The 16,248-nt window shown below is 67.3% G+C and carries 18 protein-coding genes and 1 pseudogene; 10 read left to right on the top strand and 9 right to left on the bottom strand.

Annotated features, from left to right (window positions below):
* Nucleotides 1–192: 192 nt before the first annotated feature.
* Together POL67_RS09700 and POL67_RS09705 are read left to right on the top strand one after the other, a co-directional pair.
* Nucleotides 193–1,134, top strand: a complete 942-nt coding sequence (locus tag POL67_RS09700) for a phosphotransferase (protein WP_271916943.1) — start codon at nt 193–195, stop codon at nt 1,132–1,134.
* A gap of 101 nt (nt 1,135–1,235) precedes the next feature.
* Nucleotides 1,236–1,799 (top strand): hypothetical protein, encoded by a 564-nt coding sequence (locus tag POL67_RS09705; protein WP_271916944.1) that lies wholly within the window; start codon nt 1,236–1,238, stop codon nt 1,797–1,799.
* Between the two features lie 21 nt (nt 1,800–1,820).
* Here the strand turns inward: POL67_RS09705 and POL67_RS09710 are convergent, their stop codons facing one another.
* Nucleotides 1,821–2,024 (bottom strand): hypothetical protein, encoded by a 204-nt coding sequence (locus tag POL67_RS09710; protein ID WP_271916945.1) that lies wholly within the window; start codon nt 2,022–2,024, stop codon nt 1,821–1,823.
* Nucleotides 2,025–2,129: 105 nt separating this feature from the next.
* On the opposite strand from POL67_RS09710, the gene POL67_RS09715 reads away from it, so the two are divergent.
* Nucleotides 2,130–2,957 (top strand): endonuclease/exonuclease/phosphatase family protein, encoded by an 828-nt coding sequence (locus POL67_RS09715; RefSeq protein ID WP_271916946.1) that lies wholly within the window; start codon nt 2,130–2,132, stop codon nt 2,955–2,957.
* A 288-nt stretch (nt 2,958–3,245) separates the two neighbouring features.
* Complete coding sequence (locus POL67_RS09720; RefSeq protein ID WP_271916948.1) at nt 3,246–4,586, top strand: lipase family protein; 1,341 nt, start codon at nt 3,246–3,248, stop codon at nt 4,584–4,586.
* Nucleotides 4,587–4,609: 23 nt separating this feature from the next.
* Here POL67_RS09720 and POL67_RS09725 read toward each other — a convergent pair whose 3' ends face one another.
* On the bottom strand, nt 4,610–5,011 hold the full coding sequence (locus tag POL67_RS09725) for a hypothetical protein (RefSeq protein ID WP_271916950.1): 402 nt from the start codon (nt 5,009–5,011) through the stop codon (nt 4,610–4,612).
* Between the two features lie 9 nt (nt 5,012–5,020).
* Nucleotides 5,021–6,418, bottom strand: coding sequence for a hypothetical protein (locus POL67_RS09730; RefSeq protein ID WP_271916951.1), 1,398 nt, complete (start codon nt 6,416–6,418; stop codon nt 5,021–5,023).
* Between the two features lie 294 nt (nt 6,419–6,712).
* Here POL67_RS09730 and POL67_RS54160 point away from each other — a divergent pair.
* From POL67_RS54160 to POL67_RS09755, 6 genes and pseudogenes are all read left to right on the top strand, one after another.
* A pseudogene (locus POL67_RS54160) lies at nt 6,713–7,054 on the top strand (RHS repeat domain-containing protein); the annotation flags it as partial.
* Nucleotides 7,055–7,208: 154 nt separating this feature from the next.
* Nucleotides 7,209–7,472: a DNA/RNA non-specific endonuclease gene (locus POL67_RS09735; protein WP_271930780.1), complete on the top strand. Its 264-nt coding sequence runs from the start codon at nt 7,209–7,211 to the stop codon at nt 7,470–7,472.
* A gap of 21 nt (nt 7,473–7,493) precedes the next feature.
* A complete protein-coding gene (locus tag POL67_RS09740; protein ID WP_271916952.1) occupies nt 7,494–8,084 on the top strand; it encodes a hypothetical protein in 591 nt (196 codons plus the stop codon).
* A gap of 3 nt (nt 8,085–8,087) precedes the next feature.
* Nucleotides 8,088–8,786, top strand: coding sequence for an SMI1/KNR4 family protein (locus POL67_RS09745; RefSeq protein WP_271916953.1), 699 nt, complete (start codon nt 8,088–8,090; stop codon nt 8,784–8,786).
* 3 nt (nt 8,787–8,789) lie between these two features.
* Nucleotides 8,790–9,533 carry a type VI secretion system Vgr family protein gene (locus tag POL67_RS09750; RefSeq protein WP_271916954.1) on the top strand — a complete coding sequence of 248 codons (744 nt, stop codon included), beginning with the start codon at nt 8,790–8,792 and terminating at the stop codon, nt 9,531–9,533.
* A gap of 9 nt (nt 9,534–9,542) precedes the next feature.
* Nucleotides 9,543–10,565, top strand: a complete 1,023-nt coding sequence (locus tag POL67_RS09755; protein WP_271916955.1) for a hypothetical protein — start codon at nt 9,543–9,545, stop codon at nt 10,563–10,565.
* Nucleotides 10,566–10,581: 16 nt separating this feature from the next.
* Here POL67_RS09755 and POL67_RS09760 read toward each other — a convergent pair whose 3' ends face one another.
* The 6 genes from POL67_RS09760 to cheB all read right to left on the bottom strand — a co-directional run bounded on the left by POL67_RS09760 (nt 10,582) and on the right by cheB (nt 16,238).
* On the bottom strand, nt 10,582–11,574 hold the full coding sequence (locus tag POL67_RS09760) for a DUF2169 family type VI secretion system accessory protein (RefSeq protein WP_271916956.1): 993 nt from the start codon (nt 11,572–11,574) through the stop codon (nt 10,582–10,584).
* A gap of 36 nt (nt 11,575–11,610) precedes the next feature.
* Nucleotides 11,611–12,186, bottom strand: a complete 576-nt coding sequence (locus POL67_RS09765; RefSeq protein ID WP_271916957.1) for a L,D-transpeptidase family protein — start codon at nt 12,184–12,186, stop codon at nt 11,611–11,613.
* 26 nt (nt 12,187–12,212) lie between these two features.
* Nucleotides 12,213–13,097, bottom strand: a complete 885-nt coding sequence (locus POL67_RS09770; RefSeq protein WP_271916958.1) for a PfkB family carbohydrate kinase — start codon at nt 13,095–13,097, stop codon at nt 12,213–12,215.
* A 164-nt stretch (nt 13,098–13,261) separates the two neighbouring features.
* Nucleotides 13,262–14,029 carry a hypothetical protein gene (locus POL67_RS09775; protein ID WP_271916959.1) on the bottom strand — a complete coding sequence of 256 codons (768 nt, stop codon included), beginning with the start codon at nt 14,027–14,029 and terminating at the stop codon, nt 13,262–13,264.
* Between the two features lie 12 nt (nt 14,030–14,041).
* Complete coding sequence (locus tag POL67_RS09780) at nt 14,042–15,121, bottom strand: putative sensor domain DACNV-containing protein (protein ID WP_271916960.1); 1,080 nt, start codon at nt 15,119–15,121, stop codon at nt 14,042–14,044.
* A 97-nt stretch (nt 15,122–15,218) separates the two neighbouring features.
* A complete protein-coding gene (gene cheB, locus POL67_RS09785; RefSeq protein ID WP_271916961.1) occupies nt 15,219–16,238 on the bottom strand; it encodes a chemotaxis-specific protein-glutamate methyltransferase CheB in 1,020 nt (339 codons plus the stop codon).
* Nucleotides 16,239–16,248 lie beyond the last annotated feature (10 nt).

The following is a 16,248-nucleotide window of genomic DNA, read 5'->3' on the forward strand; positions in this document are numbered from 1 at the left end:
CGTGGATGGGCGCGTGGGCGAAGGCCAACCTGGGCGATCCTGTGGATGCTGCGGGACACCGTGCGCGCGCATGCATTGCTCGTCCAGCGCGGCGGGCGGCTGTTCATTGCCGACTGATTTGGGACCACCGATGCCGGGCATATGCTATGCACGGTGCGGCCTGCCAAAGCATTGGCGCCCGCGGAGCCGATCATGACCCTCGAAGACCTCCTCCCCTCGGACCTCAGAGGACCCACCACCACGATCACGCCGATCGCCGCGGGGCTCTCGGGCGCCGGCGTTTACCGCGTCGAGGCCGCCGGCCAGGCGTTCGTGCTCAAGGTCGCCGCGGAGAGCGAGAGCGCCGACGATTGGCGCAATACGCTCCACATCCAGCGGCTCGCCGCCGACACGGGCCTCGCGCCTCGTATCGTCCACGTCGACGAGCCGCGGCGCGCGGTCCTGACCGCCTTCGTCGCCGACCGTTCGTTCGCAGCCTTCTATCGGGACCCGCGCACCCACGATGCCGCGCTCACCCAGCTCGGCCATACCGTGCGCCGCATCCACGCGCTCCCCGTCCCCGAGGGCGCGCGCGAGCGGGATCCCCGAGCATTCCTTCTCCAGATATGGAACGGATTCCAGGCTGGCATCGCCCTCCCGGCCTTTGCCGGCGAGGCGGTGCAGCGCGCGCTCGCCGAGGAGTCGCCGCCCCGCGAAGGCGCCCTGGTCCTCGGCCACAACGACCTCAATCCCTCGAATCTCATCTACGACGGCGCGTCGATCCTGGTGCTCGATTGGGCCACGGCCGGGCCCATGGATCCCGATTACGATCTCGCGGTGCTCTCCGTCTTCCTGCGCATGGACGAGGGCACCTGCCTGCGCCTGCTCTCGGCTTACGACGGTCGCCCGTTCGTCGAGCTTCCCCGTCGCTTCAGGTACACCCGCCGGCTGGTCGCGGCGCTCGCCGGCGTGATGCAGCTCGACCTTGCCCGCCAGAGGCAACACGCGGGGGCCACCGGCGCGGAGACGCTCGACGCGACGCCCTCGCTCGGCGAGTTCTATCAGCGAATGGCAGCCGGCGCGCTGAAGCTCGGCACAGCCGACGGCCACTGGGCGTTTGGCCTCGCCCTGCTGAAGGAGTGCCTCGCGTTTTGAGCCGCGGCCTCCCCGGATCCCGCGGGTGGCGCTGCCCGAGAGCGCGCGGGGGATAACGATGCAACCGCCGAAAAGTTGGCCCACGGCGCGCGCCTGTCGTCATGCACGTGCAGGTGGATCTGCGCGCGCTCCCGCCCGATGTCCTGATCGTCCTCCTCGCGGCGGCGGCGCTGCTCGCTTTGGTGCAGACCGCGCGTATTGCTTGGCGTGGCTTCTGGCGGCGGCGTACGATTACGATTCGCCGGGAGCGAGGGGCGGCAGGCGAGCTACGCGCCGAGGGCTTGCTTCGGGATCTCGGCTTCACCATTCTCGGTCGGCAGGTGGCCGTCACGTACGGCGTGCGGGTCGACGGGGATCCTGTGGCGATCGATCTGCGCGCCGATTACCTCGTGGGCTGGGGCGACAAACGTTTCGTGGCCGAGGTGAAGACGGGCCGCGCCGCACCGCGTATCGACACACCCGGCACGCGCCGTCAGCTCCTCGAATACCGCATCGCCTTCGACGTGGACGGTGTTTTGCTGGTCGATGCCGAGTCCGAGAGGGTGCACGCGGTGGAGTTTCCCCTCGGCGCAAGTGAATCCCCGCGCCCCTCGCGCCTGGCCTGGCTGCTCGCGGGCGCGGCGATCGGCGCGGCCGCCGCGGCGGCTGCGCGGTTCGTGCTCTAAATCAGGCGCTCCGCCCGTCTTTCAAGCCGGGGCCACGAACACGGTCGCCAGGAGCTCGCCTCCGGGGGCGGCCTTGTACATCACCCGGATGACGCGATACTTGGTCTCCTGCCCGCCCTGTTCGAGCAGCAAGAGCTCCCCTTCACGCGGGATCGTGGGCCCCCGGAAAACCTGTATCAGCTCCCAGGATTCGTGGCAGATGCGGTGAAACGACGAAGACAACATGACGTGCGCCGGAGGCTACCACGTCTTCGTGACGACGGGGATGCCTGCTGCTTGCTCGGTTCGGCGGGGTCTGGTCGGCCCTCCTGGACGGTGGTAAGGTATGCCATGTCGAAGGCGCCGAGCCCCACCGTCATCCAGCCTCACGCCTTCGCCCGAGCGGAATGGCAGGCCGCCGGGCCTGCGAGGCCAATGGCCGCCGGCCCCTTGAAGCTTCTCACGTGGAACGTGTGGTTTGGCGCCCACAAGTTCCGCGCGCGTCAGGAAGCGCTTCTCGCGGAGATCTCACGCCGGAGCCCCGACGTGATCTTGTTGCAGGAGGTCACCCGCAAGCTCCTTGCCGCAATCGTGGATGCCCCCTGGGTTCGCGCCGGTTATCAGGTCTCCGACGTCGACGGCAGCACCTTCGGGCGTTACGGCGTCTTGCTGCTCTCGAGGGTCCACATTCGGCGCCTCGTCATGCTCGATTTACCGACCGAAATGGGTCGACGCCTCCTTTCGGCCGAGCTTTCCTGTGGGATCACCGTGGCAACGGTACACCTGGAGAGCACGTCCGAGTGCACGTCGACGCGTGTTGCGCAGCTCGGGATCATCCAGCCCTACCTCGCGGCGTCGAACCCCGATGTGGTCTTTGCGGGCGACATGAACTTCGCGCCGGACGCCGCAGCCGAGAACGCCGCGCTCGACCCCACGTTCGTCGATGTCTGGCCTGCATTGCACGGCGATCGTCCGGGCTACACGGTCGACACGAACATCAACTTCATGCGTTACGTGACGCATGGCAAGCATTCCCACAAGCGCATCGACCGCGTTTTTCTGCGCAGCCGCGCCTGGTCGCCCCGCGCGGCGACGCTCGTCGGCGTCGAGCCGATCGACGAAGAGGGCACGTTCGTCTCCGATCACTTCGGAATGGAAGTCGAACTCGCGCCTTCGTGAATTCACGCTACATCGCTCCGCCCCGGGTGTCTCCGCTCCCAGCATGATCCTGAGAAGGTGACTTCATGGTCCTCGACCTCTGGCCGCCATCGCCAACGAGAAGCGCCTCGTCAAGCAGGCGGAGCCAGAGGCGGAAGCTGCCAGGGAGTGTGCCTTTTGCCGTAATCTGGCACAGTTAGCGCAAATCCTGCACAACCCCGAGAGCCTGGAACCCTGGAGTGATGCCTCTCCCAAGGCCGGCGCGGTTCTTGCCAAGCGCGCTCCGTCATCCTACCGAGAGGTAACATCTTGATCCGACATACCATTCTTTCGATTTTCGCCTTCGCGCCTATCCTTGCGCTTTCCTCGACCGCCGACGCCGGACCGAGCCTGGCCCGAGCGCTTGCCATTGCCTGTGAGTCGAACGAAGCTGATTGTGATGCGCCGCAAAAGAGCCTCTCTGCCGCGATCTCGCGGCGGGTCCTCGTGGGGGACATCGTCGAATACAGCGTCGATCTCCGCGTCGGCCCCGGCTCTTACGACGTCATCGGCCTCCACCGTGTCGTGCGCGAATCTGCGCCGAACGTGCCTGCTCCCACCAGCAAGGCCATCATGATGGTCCATGGCGACGCCTGGGATTTCGAGGCGGCCTTCCTCGCCGCGGGGCCCTCGCCGGACGGCGCGAGCCTGCCGGTTCATCTCGCCTCGAACGGCATCGACGTATGGGGCATTGATCTCGGCTGGACCCGCGTCCCCGCGAGCGAGGCCAATCTCTCGTTCATGCAGAACTGGGGTTTTCAGCGGGACGTGCGCGACATCGGCACGGCGCTCGGCGTCGCCCGTGTGGTCCGCGCGCTTTCGGGGCAGGGGCACGGCCGTCTCCATTTGCTCGGCTGGAGCCGCGGCGGGCAGCTCGCGTATGCTTATGCGGGCGCAGAGAGCCAGCGGCCCCCCGGTCTGCGCCACGTGGGTGGCCTGATTCCGGTGGACATCTACCTCGAAACGGACGACCCGGATTTCCGCGCGGGCGCCTGCCAGCGTCGAGCCGACGAGCGCGCGCTCGTCGCGTCGGGGCAATATGCAAACAATCTCGGCGGGTCGGTGGGGCCGCTCGGTTTCCTCGCCCAGATCGACCCCACGGGCCCGTCGCCCGCGTTCCCTGGCCTCGACAACGAGCACGCCGCCATGACGCTCGGCGCGGCCACCTTTCTTTTGATGCCCCAGCCCCCGGTGCCCTCGTACCACCTTACGGGCGGTCTATGGGATGCGGCCGGCGTGCAGGATCTCGCGTATGCCGATCCGGCCGTCTGGTTCGACGTGCTCGCCCGCGCCAAACCCTGGCAGCCCTGGGCCATGATCGCCGACGCGGACGCGGCCACCTGTGACGACCCGCAGGATGACGTGCCGTTCGACGATCACCTCGCCGACATCACGGTCCCGACCTTCTACGTCGGCGCCGGCGGCGGGTTTGGCGCGGCCGGCATTTACACGACCTCCTTGCTCGGCAGCCAGGACGTGTCGAACCACGTCGTTCAGCATTACCCGGAGGAGTACCGCCTCCTCGACATCGGGCATACCGACATCTTCCAGGGCTACGACGCGGAAACGCTCTTCTGGGAGCCGATCCGGAGCTGGATCACGGCACACTGATCCGGAAGAGCTCGCCGCGGGCCTCAATCCCAGACATGAGGCGTTTCGAGCTTCGAGACGTTCCCGTTCGGATCGTAACGAACCACGAACGAGGCCCGCGGCGGGATCGGGATGGAGGGGAAGACATGCACGGAGAGCTCCGTGCAAGGCGCGACGATCTCATGCCGATCCTCGTACGAAAACGTCACACGATCATGCTCGGCGGTCGCGGTCAGGCACGGCTTCTGATCGTCGTGCCGGAATGAAATGTGGGTGCGCCCGGCCGGTTCGAGAGAGAACGGGATCACCGGGGCGCCCACCGCGAATTGCTGGAACATGGTCTGCGACGCCTTTTCGATCTGCCGCACGCTGACGTGGACGGCTGCGATCGAGATCCCAAGCAACACGAGCAAGATCCCCGCACATCCGAACGCAGCCTTTTTCATGCGTTGCCCTCAACGTTCGGAAAACATCCGATAGAGCCGCTGCCATTCCTGGTAGAGCGCCGGGGCCTTCCGGAGCCGCTCCTTCCACGCCTCGTCCACGGCCTTCCTCGCGTGCGGTTCCGCCAAACCAAACTGCGCAAAGATCTGTTCGGCATCGTCTGGCGACGCCGCGAGCTTCGCGCACAACTCCGCGTGGGCTTCGAGCGACAGCTCGGGCGGCGCAGAGCCATCGAGGGGGGTTGTCGCCGGCCCCGTATCCTCGTTTGTCGATTCATCATGTTTCGGTTCAAAAGGCAATGCCTCCCCGGGAACGAAGACCGGGAGTGGCTGCGTGACGGCCCTGGCCTGGTTCTTCGTGGCCGCGGGTTTGCCTTTGATTGGCTCCTGGAATGGCAACGCCTCGCGCGGCGCGACGAATCCAACGGGCAACGTCGAGCCCAGATCCAAGCCCTTCGTGTCGCCCGTGGCCAGTGTCGCCTCACGCTGGAACGGAAGGGGATCCGTCGGAACGAAGACCGGCGCGGGGAGCGTCTGCGCGAGCCGATCCACGGGCTCCGCCTCCGCGGGCTCCGGCGCAAACGATACCAGCGGCTGCGGCAGCGGGAGCTTTTGGAACGGCATCGACGGCGCCCCCGCAATAGATCCTGGCGGCAGCGTATCCACGGGCCGATCCGGATCCGGCGCCGGGGGTTGGGGCCGCGGCTCGATGGCAGCAGCGGGAGCCATCGGCTTTGCGTCTCCCTCGTGCGGCAACGGCGCGAAAAAGTCGGCCGGATCCGCCTCGGGCGCGTCGTCGTCATCGCCGACATCCTCGTCGTCGATCGGCTCCTCGTCCTCCGGAAGATCCACCATCTCCCCCAGCGGCGCCGGCGGACGCAGGATGCCTTGTCCCGGCCGAGGCGTGGGCACGTCGCCCGGCGTCGCGGCGAGCAAACGATGCGCATGCTCGCGGAGGGACGGCTCCTCCGCCAAGCGCTTTGACCACCAACGATGGAGCGTGAACACGTCGGCGAGGCGGAGCCCGAACCCGGCGAGCCAAGGCAGAGGTTCCTCCTGCGCGGCGAAGTGCCTGGCGAAATCGAGCCAAGCACCGATGTCCTCGTCGAGCGGCGGAACGGGCCTTCGGTAGCGTTCTGCGGCGTCCGCCTGGCACGTGTCGAAGAGATGCTGTAACTCCTCGGCGTCGTCCTCCGCCAGGCGCTCGTCCCACGCGGCCTCGGCCTTGGCGTAGCGCGCTGGATTCACGCCCTCGTTTTGCAGCGCGTCTTCGAGCGGAAAGCCCGCCGCGAGGCCCGCGCGCACGCCGGCGAGCTGCGCGAGCGCCATGCCCGCGAGCCGAGGATGCGCGCGAGGGGGCTCGCCCGAGGCGTCGACGGGGGGCGTCGTCGCGGGGGAGGGCGGTTGCACGTGGACATTCTAGACACGCCGCGCACGCGTCGACCAGCACGAAGGACAATACGTCGTTTTATTGCGCCCGGATTGAATTCGCTCGTGTCTCGTGGGCATTCTATCTTGTGAACACGCGAAGGATCCGCGAAGATGCGTACACAGGTCGACGGTGACGATCGAACTCCAGCTCGCAAGTGACGCCCTCCCCGAAGGCACCCGCATCCTGCGGGCGCGCGGCGTCGAGGCGATGAACGAACTGCCCGCGTGGACCCTCCACCTCGTCTCGTGGGGCAGCCCCTCTCGCCGGTGCCCGTGCTGCACGAGGAGGACGGCAAACCGTTTTTCTACGTCACCGATCACCTGGGCACGGCGAAGGACCTCATCGATACGCGGGGCGAGGTCGCGTGGACGGCGGAGCACTCGGTTTTCGGCCGTGTACTTCAGGAGAAAGGCAATGGCGCAGGAGGGCACCCCGCCGCGAGGACCCCGCTGCGGCTCCTCGGTCAATATGCCGATGACGAAACCGGTCTCACGGCGACGCGGCATCGCATGTTCGATCCACGCGTCGGCCGCTGGCTGAGCCCCGATCCGCTCGGTCTGCACGGGTCTCCGGACCTGTTTGGTTTCGGTGGCAATCCGACGACCACCATCGATCCGCTTGGTCTCGCCCCTTGTCCGGGGCTCGGGTTCGTCAAGTTCACGACCGACGCCAATGGCTACATCAAGCATGCAGGCCAGGATCACGAAAGACATGTGTCAATCCGGGCTCGGAACCGATGCGTACGGCGCGATCCTCCCGCCCGGATAGATCAGCCCGGGGTACGACCGGGCGCACCTCTGGCCGAACCGGATGGGCGGCCCCGGGGATTGGGAGCAAAACCTCGTCACGATGAAAGCCGCAGCGAACCAGACGGACATGCGGATGTTCGAGGATCGCGTGTTTCAAGCTGCGCAGAATGGGCCGGTCGACTACAACATCTCCATCACGAACTACGGCAACGGTCGGCCCAAGTCGGTCACGCTCAGCGCCAACCCTAGCAGTGGCAGCCCGTTCAGCCTCCCGCTCCTTTGAGGACAAACCATGGCAAGCTCGATGGCGTCTCTCACAAAATGGCTGCTTCCGCCGAAGAAGCCCGAGGAGGCTCCGGCGAAGAACGACTGGGCGCCTGCGGAATCGCTCCTGAGAACGGAGCTGCCCGGGGATTACAAGCAGTTCGTCGGGACGTACGGCACCGGCTGGATCAACAGGTACCTCCACGTCATGAATCCATTCTCGGCGAAGCTGCCGTGGATGGAGCGCATGCGGCTGATGCTGTTTGCGCTGCATCTCGTGCGCCGGAACGCGCAGGTGCCGGGTGCGCGAGATCTTCCGGTGCCGTTCGGGGAGGTCAACAACCTGCCGTATCCCGTGTTTCCGGAGCCCGGGGGGCTGCTGCCGTGGGGGTATACCGTCAACGGCGATGCGCTCTGCTGGCTGACGAAGGGCACGCCGGACAAGTGGACCATCGTCGCGGATTCACGTGGCCAGTACGCGGAGTATGTGGGGCCGATGTCGGTGTTTCTGTACGACGTCCTTTCGGAGCGTATCTCCTGGGGTATTTTCCAGGCGGGCGTGAACGAGGAGCCGGTTCGGCCAGCGTTTGCATTGCACGAGCCGACGTCGCGCGCGGGGAAGGGGAAGTAGGCCATGTCGATCGCCAGCGTGATCAAGCTGCTCCCCAAGCCGGCGCGCCCCGAGGGCGCGTCCGCCAAGTTCGGATGGGCCGAAGTGGAGGGCCTCTTCGGGCATGGTTTTCCGTCGGATTACAAGGCCTTCATCGAGGAATACGGGGCAGGTTGCCTCGGCGGGTTCGTCTGGATCCTGAGTCCATTCACCGACGAGCCGGGCGCGCAACTCGGCAGGCAATCACTCGCGCGGCTCGAACACCTCGCGCTGCTCGGGAGTGATTCGAGGTTCCAGATGGAAACAAGCGACCCGGTGGTCGCACCGCTGCTCGCGAAGCAGGCGGAGCGGCACGCGGCGCTCGCGGCCTACCCGCCCCGCGGGCAGAAATGGGTCGCCTGGGCCGTGCTCGGGGATGGCAGCGCGCTTTTTTGGCTGGGGGCAGGGGCGCCGGATCGGTGGAAGGTCGTGCATCTCGGGCCTCCGGGGGAGGACGGGGGTTGTCCGCTGCCCGTGGACCTCGGCGGGTCGACGAGCGCCGTGCTTGCGGCGCTGCTTTCGGGGAAAACCCAGCTTCCGGGGGCGCCGGAAGGGTTTCCGGGAGCGTCGCCGGGGTATGTGCCGGTCTCGAAAAAGAAGCCGCCGAAGTGGAAGGCGCCTGCGCCCGTGCCGGTGAACAAAGCCACGATTCACGTCGTGAAATTGAAGAAACCCCGGAGGTAGACCGTGCACAACGTGCGGTTTCTCGTCGACGGCGCCGAAACCCTCTCCTGCCGGAGTCTGCGCGGGACGGAGCGGCTCGGGCAATCCACCGAGCTGGCGCTCGACCTCTTTTCGACAGAAGGAGTCACCCCGGCTGATGTCGTGGGCAAACCCTGCGCGGTGGTGCTGGAGGGAGGGAACGGGGCGTGCGTCGTCGGGGAAATCGTCACGCGGTTTTCGGCCGTGGTCACGGCGAATCCGAACGGTGAGCGGCGCTACCGCGCCACGGTGCGCTCGCGCCTCGCGGCCGTCGAGCTCCGGACGCGGTCGCGCATTTTCCAGAAGATGACGATTCCCGACATCGTGAAGAAGGTGCTGCTCGAAGCCGGGTACGATGGGAGGCAGGTCGAGCTCCGGCTTTACGAGTCGCACCTCGAACGGGAATACGTCGTCCAGTATGCCGAGAGCGACGCGGCCTTCGTGCAGCGGATGTGCGAGGACGAGGGGCTCGTGTTTCGGTTCGACGCCGACGAGGAGGGCGTCGAACGGATCGTGCTCGAAGACTCCACCACGTATTCGCTCGCCGCGCTGGGGGAGCCGCTGCCGCTGGTCGACGTGTCGGCGCTCGGCATGTTCGAGATGGCGGCCTTCGACGCGCGTATCCTCGCCAAGCGCAGGCCCGGGAAGGTGACGCTGCGCGATTACAATTACGAGAAGCCGGATCTGTCGCTCTCCCCGACCTCGAAGGCCGGCACGAACGTGGAGTAATCCGTCGGCATGCGGGCGGCGGTGTTCACGCTCGCGTGTTTTTCCGGGGGCGACGCGCTCGACGCCATGGCGCACGGTTTGACGGCGCTTTTGCCGACGGCGGTGGACCACGCGCGCGCGGCCGCGGAGGCTCTCCTGGTCGCGCCGCATCCCGATCGGAATGGCGTTTGCAGGACGTTGCTCGTCTCGCCGCATCCGGTTGTGCGCGCCGTGGGAGTGCTCGTGCTCGGGCGGCAAGACGTGCTTGGGGTCGATGAGATTCGTGGGTTTCTCCTCGACCCGAATTCGTCCGTCGCAGCGGCGGCTGCCGAGGTGGTGGATGCACTGCCCGCCGAGGACGCGGCGCGCCTCGTGCCGCTGCTCGGGAAGTGCCTCGGGCATCCTGCGCCCGCAGTGGTATGGGCGGCTGCGCGGACGATGCTTCCTGCGGGTCATCAGGAGCCGTATTTCGAGTTGCGTGACGGCGGGCCACATGCGGCCCGGTTGCAGTTGTTTGGCGCGGAGATTTTCGTGCTCGCGGGCGATGTATCGGATCGTGCCGCGCTCGCGGCATGTCTCGCGCGGACGCCTCCTTCGGCGGCGACGCTGTCGGCGCTCGCGCGATTTGGGCATGCGGGGACGTGGCCATACCTTCTGCGGCAACTCGCGAACGAGGATCTCGCGGATGCCGCCGAGGCTGCGCTCGCTACGTTGTTCGGCGAGCGGGTGGCGCCTTCGCTGCGTCAGGATGCGGGCGCTTGGCGGAAGGCGATCGAGGCGATGCGATTGGATTCGAGCGTTCGATATCGCGGCGGCGAGCCGTGGACGGCGGAGCGGGTCGCCGAGGAGTGTGCTTCCGGTGCGCTCGATCGGAGCGAGGTCGAACGGCGGCTCGACGAGCTGGCGGTGCGCGCGGGAATTCGCGCGCCCACGAATGGGGCCGCGTGGGGGGAGGAGCTCGATCGCGCGCTCGCCGGGCTCGTGCACGCGGCGCGGGAGCGGGATCACGCGGCGATGCGGGGGACGTGGTGGCAGCCGCGATGGGCCGTATAAGAAGGACACTCCGAAATCAAGTGCTCAGATCCACCTGAAGCTCCCGCAATACCCGCTTCCCGCGGCCCGTGCGGAACGCCTTGCGCGCGATGACCTCGAAGCGCCGTTCGTTCGGATGAACGACGAGGGTATCAAGGACGGGACGTTCGACGACCTTGTCCCCACCGTCGAAGCGTCCTCGCACGATGACCGGAAATGCAGGGATCTCGAACGAGATCACGCCCTCCTCGTGCATCCCCAGGATGGATAACAGGTCCCCCGGCGCGAGCGGAACGTCGAGCTGCAAATCCGGATGCGCAGCATTGTTGTGCCGGATGTCGAAATCGATCGGCATCAGGGGTATTCGAGTTTTCTGCCACGCCTCGTCGAACGTCCCGGCCCAGGTTCGACGCGGGAGCCAATGCGTCATGATGGGACCGAGGCCCACGGGCGGGTGCTTGTCTCCGGCGTCCTTGTGCGGACGGAGCGGGTGCTCGATTTGTGGGGCGGGTCGATCGAGGAGGTCTCGTTTGCGCTTGGCGACGCCCACGCCGGCAGGGTTTCGCTCTTCGATGAGCGTGAGGTCCTCGCTCATGCCCCCATAGGCGCGTTCGTAGACGATCGGCATGCGCTCGAAGGGAACGGCAGGTCCCACGACGACGCCGGCGACGCCCTGGGTGAAGCGCCGCTCGCCGTGGACGCGGAGCTGGACCGTGCGGTCTTTCACCTTCACGACGACGTCCATTGATTCGGCGCGGCGCTTCGAGACGGCGTCGCCGGTGACGATGACGTCCGCGCCGTGTTTTTCGATGCTGAGGTCCGACGGGAGCACGATGCTGCCGTTCGGGTTTTGGGCGTCGAGCGGAATGTCGTTCGGGCGCAGCGGGATGGGGTCGTCCGAGGGGGCGATACGTCCGCCGGGGAGGATGTCGAACGTCGCTTTGACGACCGCGACGACGAGGGCGTGGCCGTCAGGGCCGGTCGTGGGGACGTCGAGCGCGACGTAGGGGGTGGCGTTGCTGAAGCTCATGCGCGGCGGGTCCTTGGCCCCTTCATTCTCGCACGATCAGGGCTTTATCGTCACCTTCGTGCCGACGGGGACGAGGGCATAGACCACGTCGACGTCTTCATTGGCGAGCCCGATGCAGCCGTCCGTCGGGCCCCATACCTGCCCGAGCCCGGTCGCGCTGGAGAGGCGGATCCACGCCCGCGCGAGCGCCACGAGCTTCCGTTTCGTCCCGTGGATGCCAATGCCGCCGCCAGGTTTGTCGATCCCATTCTTCTTCGCCCGCGCGAGGTCGACGGGCTCCGGATAGGAGATCCCGAGGAATCGATGAAATCGCTCGCTCTCCGATTTGCTCGTGATGCGATAGGCCCCCTCGGGCGTGCGCTCGTCCCCCTCGCGCTCCTTCTGCCCGACGGGCTGCGCCCCGAACGTGGCCGAGAAGGTACGGAACAGCTTTCCGCCGCAGTGCAGATCGAGCGCGGCGTCCTTCTTGCGGATGACGATCTCGGGCTTCTCGCAGGAGGCGGGCTTCGCGAGGCTCGAAGGCGGCAGGAAAAGCACGAGGAGGGCGACCGCCGCGAGGACGAGGGCGGCGAGGAGGATCGGGCGTTTCGCGAGGGGGCGGGGGCGAGGCATGGGGCGGAGTCCCATCTTGCCACACGTCACCCGTGCGCGCCGCCGCGAAAGGGGTTCTCCTGCATATACGCGAGCACCACGTCGCGGCTCGGAATTCCGGCCACCCCGACGGCCTCGACGCCGAACGAGGCGGTGACATTGGCGAAGCGCGCCGCTTCCACCGGATCACCGGTCTCCTGGAAACGAATCATGAAGGCCGTCGCGAAGACGTCTCCGGCGCCGGTGGGGTCGATCTCCCGGGCTGGGCGGGGCGGGATTCGCGTCACGGAGATCGACCCGTCGTCGCGGCGTCGGTACAGCGTGCTCCCGTCCCGGTATTCGGTGACGACCACGAGGGGCACCTGCGCGACGATCGGGTCGAGGCGGCGGAGATCCGCGTTGATGTCTTCGAGCGAGAGCACGACGGCATCCACGTGCGGGAGAATCTCGGGCGCGCTCTCCCATGGTTTGCCATGGACGCGTCCACTTTCGTCGAAGCGCCGCATCCATCCCTGGGGCGTGGCCACGACCAGCGTTTCCTCGGCGAGGACGTGGGCCACGTCGGGGGTGATCTCGTCGGCAATGGGCCCGAGTAGCGCGGCCCGCGGTCGGCGCAACGAGGGATCGATATCAGCGGCGGTGATCGGGCGCGCGCGCATGCTGCAATGCTGGATGCGGCCCGCCTCGGTATAGGTATTGACGAAGGTGGTCGTGGCCTCCGAGGGGAGGACGTGGAGCTCGACCTCGCGCGGCAGCTCGGAGACGTCGAGGCCCGGCGCCGCCGCGGTGACGATCGTGGGTCTACGCCCGAGCCTCACGGACGTGACGGCGGCAAAACTCACCGTGCCGCCGAGACGGTAGCCGTCGTTCGGATCGGTGCTGAGCAGATCCCGGGCGACGTGTCCGATGAGCAGGATGTCCGGCGCGGCCATTTCTTCGACCCTCCCCGCGAGCATAGCACCTCGGGGCGCGAGCCACGTACCCCGCCGGCGGACGCCACGAGTTCGCTCGCCGGTGCGTGAAAGGATTTCGTGCTAGACGTGCGACGGGGCGGACGAGCGTACGGATGTGGGAGAGCCGAATGCGGTGCGTGACCTCAAGGCGCAGGGCTTTCGACCCGGAGGCAGCGTAGGCCGATGGGTTGACCATTCCCGAGGTAAAGCTCGTTCATCGCGGCGCCGGAGACGGGGAGCGGCACGACGTGGTCCGTCTCCGGCGCGAGGTTCCCCAGCGCGAGCGCGCCGTCGTCGGCGCGCACGTAGACGTCGAGCGAATAATAGAAGTGGAGCGGGAACGAATCCTGGCCCTGCTGGGCCGCGAGCGTCGCCTCGAAGAACGCGAAGTCGCTCTCCTCGAACGCGCTGACGTCGGCCTCGGTGGGCATGCGCCAGTCTGCGCCGAGCTTCGCTGCGCACACGTCGACGTCATCGACGTGCTGCGGGACCCAATAAGGTTTGGCGCCGTAATCTTCGTACGCGCAGCGCGCCACTTCGTCGTAATTGGCGGCGATTTCGGCCTGCGTGAGGGGCGGCCCGCCCGGGACCTGCTGCTTGATGGCCGGGTGCGTGGGCGCGCAGAGCGGCACGAGCTCCTCGAAGGTGTACACGTCGTCGAGGAGCGCGGCGCGCTCGGCCTCGGAGAGCGCGGGATACACGCTCGCATCCTGGAACATCTGAAAGACACGCGCGTCGGGGAAGAGCGGGGCCGAGAGCTCGATGCCCGGCGCCCCCGCGTTTCCGGTGGCGATCGCTCCGGCGTACTGAAGTCCGGGCTGGAAAGCTTCATTTTGCTGCTGCGGAGCCCCCGGGCCTTCCGCGCAGCCGGCGACCAGCACGAACAGCGAGAACAAGAATCCTCTTCGCATGACGTACCTCCCTCACTCGTACAACGTGACCCTTCCATCCCGATTGCGCACGCATTTGATCGAGCCATCCTGCGAGCAAACAAAAGCCGCTCCGCGAGGGTACGCCGCGCAGAAGCGGAACGCGGATCGATGCCGCGTGCCGTAGGCCTCGACGCTCCGGGACGTGCCGTCCGGCAGGAAGATCGTTTCGAGCTCGGTCTGCGCGAGCACCTCGACGCCGAATCCGAGCACTCGATATCGGTCCGTGAGGAGCAGCGCTCCGTCCACCGCCGTGAGGCCGGGCAGCCGTTCGAGCAGGCGGCGCGCCTTGTCCTCCGCATACTGGAACTCCATGGCGCCTCGGCCTGGGGAATCCTCGTCGAACTGGAAGACTGATTTTCGCAGGAGCGGCCAGACCGAATCATCCTGGCACTGATATTTGATTTTGACGAGCTGTCGCCAGGAGAGGGACTTGCATTCACGATCGGGGATGACGAGGACCGTGCCCCCGTGCCCGAGTTTGCGGATCGTCGAGAGGATATCGTGCAGGTGCGCCGGGTAATTCACCTGGGGAGACCAGGTTCTCCCGCGCCAGTTGACGCCGTCCCATAACGCGTCGGTCGCCTCGGCGAGCGCCTCGATCACGGATTGAAAGACGCCGAGCCGCTCGCCCTCCTCGAAGATGCGCCCGTCTTCCAGGGCCACGAGGCTGCGCATGTTGCGCCCCACGGAGAGCTTCCCGGGCGCCATCACGGAGACGGTGAGCTGCATGTCCGCGCCATTGCAGAATCCCCAGATGAGCGGCTCCTCCCCGCGTGGATCGACGGTCAGCATGACCTTGGCCGCGTCCGCGGCCGGCGCGAGGCGCATGATTTCATGCGGCGTGAAGATCCTCGGCGGGTCGATCCGGAGGGGGTGATCGATCTCCGTTTCGCGCAGGTCGGGGCTGCAAACGACGGCGCGGAACTGGGTGCCGCGGCGCTCGTCCGCCGTGTAGCTCGCGTGGTATGCGACTTCGAGCAGGAGCGCGAGCTTGTCGTCGCTCGGGAGCGCCGGAGGCTCGCTTTCTTGTCGCGCCCATTCGTACCAGCGCGCCTTCAGCGGCGCGATCATGTCTCGGGGATATTTGAACGAGGTCATCAAAGCGCAGGCTCGTCGTCCGATGAGACGGCGGTCGCGGTCGCATGTCAAGCAAGCCGAACGCGCGGGCTCAGGCAGCGTGCCACACGAGCAGGTCGCCCATCTTGTCGATCGGCGCCTCTCCCAGCGCGAGGCCCGCCTCGCGAACACACCGCGGCATGCCGTAGACCACACAAGACGATTCCGCTTCGACGAGGAGCCTCCCGCCGGCCGCGTGAATGGCGCGCGCGCCTTCGAGGCCGTCGTCGCCCATTCCCGTCAGCACGACGCCCAGCACGCCGGCCCCGAATCCCTCGGCGGCGCTGCGGAAAAGGAGATCCACCGAGGGGCGGTGTAACCCCCCGACGTAGCCCGTTTCGAGGCGCGCGTAGGGGCGCTCCGCCCGGCGCTCGACCCGCAGGTTCGTTCCTCCACGCGCCAGAACCACGAGGCCGGGAGCGAGCTCCTGGTCGTCGAGAGCTTCCTGGACCGAGACCGCGCTCGCTTCGTTGATTCGACGGGCGAGGGCCGCCGTATATCCCGGCGGGATATGCAGGGCCGCGACGACGGGGACCGGAAAATCACGCGGCAACGAGGTGAACAGGCGCGTGAGCGCCTGCGGGCCGCCCGTGGAGGCCCCGACGACGACGAGGCTCGTCCTGTGGATGGGCCGCGCGGCCGGCGTTTCGCGCGGATGCTCCGCGCCCCGCCGGAGAGCGGCCGCCGCGAGGACCCGGACCACGAGCTCGTTCGAGACCTCGTACAGCCGATCGGTCGCGAGCGAGGTGGGCTTCTGGACGAGGTCGACCGCCCCGTACGCGAGCGCCTTTTGGCCAAGCTCGCTCTGCGCGTCCGAGATGCTGACCGCCACGACCGCGGGCGCGCCTGTCGTGGGGAGCGCGCGTAAGACGCCGATGCCGTCGAGGTTCGGCATCACGAGATCGAGGACGACGACGTCGGGCCGGTGCTCGGCGATCTTTTCGAGCGCGTCGAGGCCGTCCCGCGCGATATCGACCACCTCGAGGCCCGGCTGCTTGCTCAGGACCTCCCGCAAAACCTTGCGCGCGAAAGCCGAATCATCGACGACGAGCACCCGGATTGGCCGTTCCATGCGTGCGCTC

It is taken from the genome of Polyangium mundeleinium (assembly GCF_028369105.1).
Lineage (GTDB): Bacteria > Myxococcota_A > Polyangia > Polyangiales > Polyangiaceae > Polyangium > Polyangium mundeleinium.

Excerpts from the sequence above, each read along its gene's own strand:
- POL67_RS09710 (WP_271916945.1), bottom strand. The coding sequence starts at position 2,024 with ATGTTGTCTTCGTCGTTTCACCGCATCTGCCACGAATCCTGGGAGCTG.
- POL67_RS09700 (WP_271916943.1), top strand. The coding sequence starts at position 193 with ATGACCCTCGAAGACCTCCTCCCCTCGGACCTCAGAGGACCCACCACC.
- POL67_RS09705 (WP_271916944.1), top strand. The coding sequence starts at position 1,236 with ATGCACGTGCAGGTGGATCTGCGCGCGCTCCCGCCCGATGTCCTGATC.
- POL67_RS09745 (WP_271916953.1), top strand. The coding sequence starts at position 8,088 with ATGTCGATCGCCAGCGTGATCAAGCTGCTCCCCAAGCCGGCGCGCCCC.
- POL67_RS09760 (WP_271916956.1), bottom strand. The coding sequence starts at position 11,574 with ATGAGCTTCAGCAACGCCACCCCCTACGTCGCGCTCGACGTCCCCACG.
- POL67_RS09775 (WP_271916959.1), bottom strand. The coding sequence starts at position 14,029 with ATGCGAAGAGGATTCTTGTTCTCGCTGTTCGTGCTGGTCGCCGGCTGC.
- POL67_RS09780 (WP_271916960.1), bottom strand. The coding sequence starts at position 15,121 with ATGATCGCGCCGCTGAAGGCGCGCTGGTACGAATGGGCGCGACAAGAA.
- cheB (WP_271916961.1), bottom strand. The coding sequence starts at position 16,238 with ATGGAACGGCCAATCCGGGTGCTCGTCGTCGATGATTCGGCTTTCGCG.
- POL67_RS09770 (WP_271916958.1), bottom strand. The coding sequence starts at position 13,097 with ATGGCCGCGCCGGACATCCTGCTCATCGGACACGTCGCCCGGGATCTG.
- POL67_RS09725 (WP_271916950.1), bottom strand. The coding sequence starts at position 5,011 with ATGAAAAAGGCTGCGTTCGGATGTGCGGGGATCTTGCTCGTGTTGCTT.
- POL67_RS09765 (WP_271916957.1), bottom strand. The coding sequence starts at position 12,186 with ATGCCTCGCCCCCGCCCCCTCGCGAAACGCCCGATCCTCCTCGCCGCC.
- POL67_RS09740 (WP_271916952.1), top strand. The coding sequence starts at position 7,494 with ATGGCGTCTCTCACAAAATGGCTGCTTCCGCCGAAGAAGCCCGAGGAG.
- POL67_RS09715 (WP_271916946.1), top strand. The coding sequence starts at position 2,130 with ATGTCGAAGGCGCCGAGCCCCACCGTCATCCAGCCTCACGCCTTCGCC.
- POL67_RS09755 (WP_271916955.1), top strand. The coding sequence starts at position 9,543 with ATGCGGGCGGCGGTGTTCACGCTCGCGTGTTTTTCCGGGGGCGACGCG.